Below are 1,469 nucleotides of genomic sequence, written 5' to 3'. Positions count from 1 at the left end.
GTTCCCAGCGTTGCAGGGTTTTGACGGAAATGCCGAGTAACGCGGCGGCTTTGCCTGTGCTGATTGTGTTTTCCATGTGGCTATAATGCACTAAAATGCACTTTATGCAATACTAGAGTTTAGCTCCACAACCCCGGTCAGCCGGGGTTTTTTTATCTCAATTGCTTCGTCACATACTCACGCATTACTTCGTTGACCCGGGTTTGCCAGCCTTTACCCGTTGCCTTCAGCGCGGTCAGGACATCTGCATCAAAGCGAATCGTGGTAGGAACTTTGAGTGGCTTACTCGATAGCGGGCGACCGCAGCGCACCAACGGCTTGACTGCTGCCCATTCCTCATCGGTGAGGGGGATTGCATCAGGATCAGACAGCGCAGCGGCGGTGATGGCAGCGTCTTCCTGTGGCGAATTGAGCAAGATTTTACGACCGTTACTGGTCGTTAGATATTTCTCGGACATAGCGTTTCTGCTCACGGTTGTTGGCTTTGCGCACACTGATGATCCGGCGTTGATCGGCGCGATCCACGAAGACCACGAAATACAAGCGCGTTCCCAGTAACACGAGCGACGACATGCGTAGTTCACCGTATTCATGGCGGGTATCTGACCAAATCAACGCCGTATCCCATTTTCCGATGAGCCAAATTCACAACCCCGGTCAGCCGGGGTTTTTTGTGTCTGAACCAACGGCAGTCACCTTGACGCCCGCGTTCATCTCGGTATAGGCTGATTTTGCCGTCACTCATTGGCGGTCGGGATTGTCACCCCGGAGTATTGGCGCGTAGTGCCACCTAGCGTAAGGCGCATTTTTTGTGCTCGCAAACTTTCGATGGTGGGCTGTGTGTGAGGAAGCCGCAAGGCTTGCCGGTTCCAATGCCCGGTTGTGACAACCTCGCCACAGTCTGCCGCCATTTACTGATGTCACACAGTGACGGCAGGCTCCACGCAAGTCATTGGAGACTGTTATGAAACGTGCTTCACATTCCGCAGTAACCGTTGAAACCCTGCCCGTTATCACCTTTCAAGGTGTCCGCGTCCTAACGACTGACATTCTGGCTCAGGTCTATGGGGCTGCGCCTATCAACATCCAGCAAAACTACGCCAACAATAAAGATCGTTTTGAGTCTGAAAAACACTTCTTTTTGTTGGTAGGCGATGATCTGCGTGAATTCAAACAGTTGCACAGACTAGATAAAAAAGGGTCTGTGAAAATATCGCCGCAAGTCAAGGCGTTAACCCTGTGGACAGAACGCGGTGCGGCTCGTCACGCCAAGATGCTGGAGACTGATCAGGCTTGGGACGTGTTCGAGAAACTGGAGGACGCTTACTTTCGTCCGCTGTCTATCAACCCGCACCCAATGAAGCAGCCCACATCCGCAGCCATTCCCACCGATTTACCCGCTGCCCTTCGTGCCTACGCCGCTGAGATTGAAAGCCATCACGATGATTCGTCGATGATTGAGATGCTCA

Annotated in this window: 3 protein-coding genes; 1 reads left to right on the top strand and 2 read right to left on the bottom strand. The window is 52.7% G+C overall.

Annotation, left to right across the window (positions count from 1 at the left end):
• Positions 1–152: 152 nt before the first annotated feature.
• On the bottom strand, positions 153–458 hold the full coding sequence (locus CKO12_RS14245; protein WP_200155381.1) for a BrnA antitoxin family protein: 306 nt from the start codon (positions 456–458) through the stop codon (positions 153–155).
• The gene (locus tag CKO12_RS14240) at positions 430–636 is read right to left on the bottom strand and encodes a BrnT family toxin (protein ID WP_338032766.1); all 207 of its coding nucleotides are present in this window, start codon (positions 634–636) and stop codon (positions 430–432) included. Before CKO12_RS14240 ends, CKO12_RS14245 begins: the two co-directional genes overlap by 29 nt.
• 328 nt (positions 637–964) lie before the next feature.
• Between CKO12_RS14240 and CKO12_RS14235 the strand changes: the two genes are divergently transcribed.
• The coding region (locus CKO12_RS14235; RefSeq protein WP_200155380.1) for an ORF6N domain-containing protein at positions 965–1,469 on the top strand (505 nt) is incomplete at its 3' end.

Source organism: Chromatium okenii (assembly GCF_016583745.1).
Taxonomy (GTDB): Bacteria; Pseudomonadota; Gammaproteobacteria; order Chromatiales; family Chromatiaceae; genus Chromatium; species Chromatium okenii.
The sequence above is the reverse complement of the archived record's forward strand: the minus strand, read 5'-3'. Positions and strand labels throughout refer to the sequence as shown.

Excerpts from the sequence above, each read along its gene's own strand:
- CKO12_RS14245 (WP_200155381.1), bottom strand. The coding sequence starts at position 458 with ATGTCCGAGAAATATCTAACGACCAGTAACGGTCGTAAAATCTTGCTC.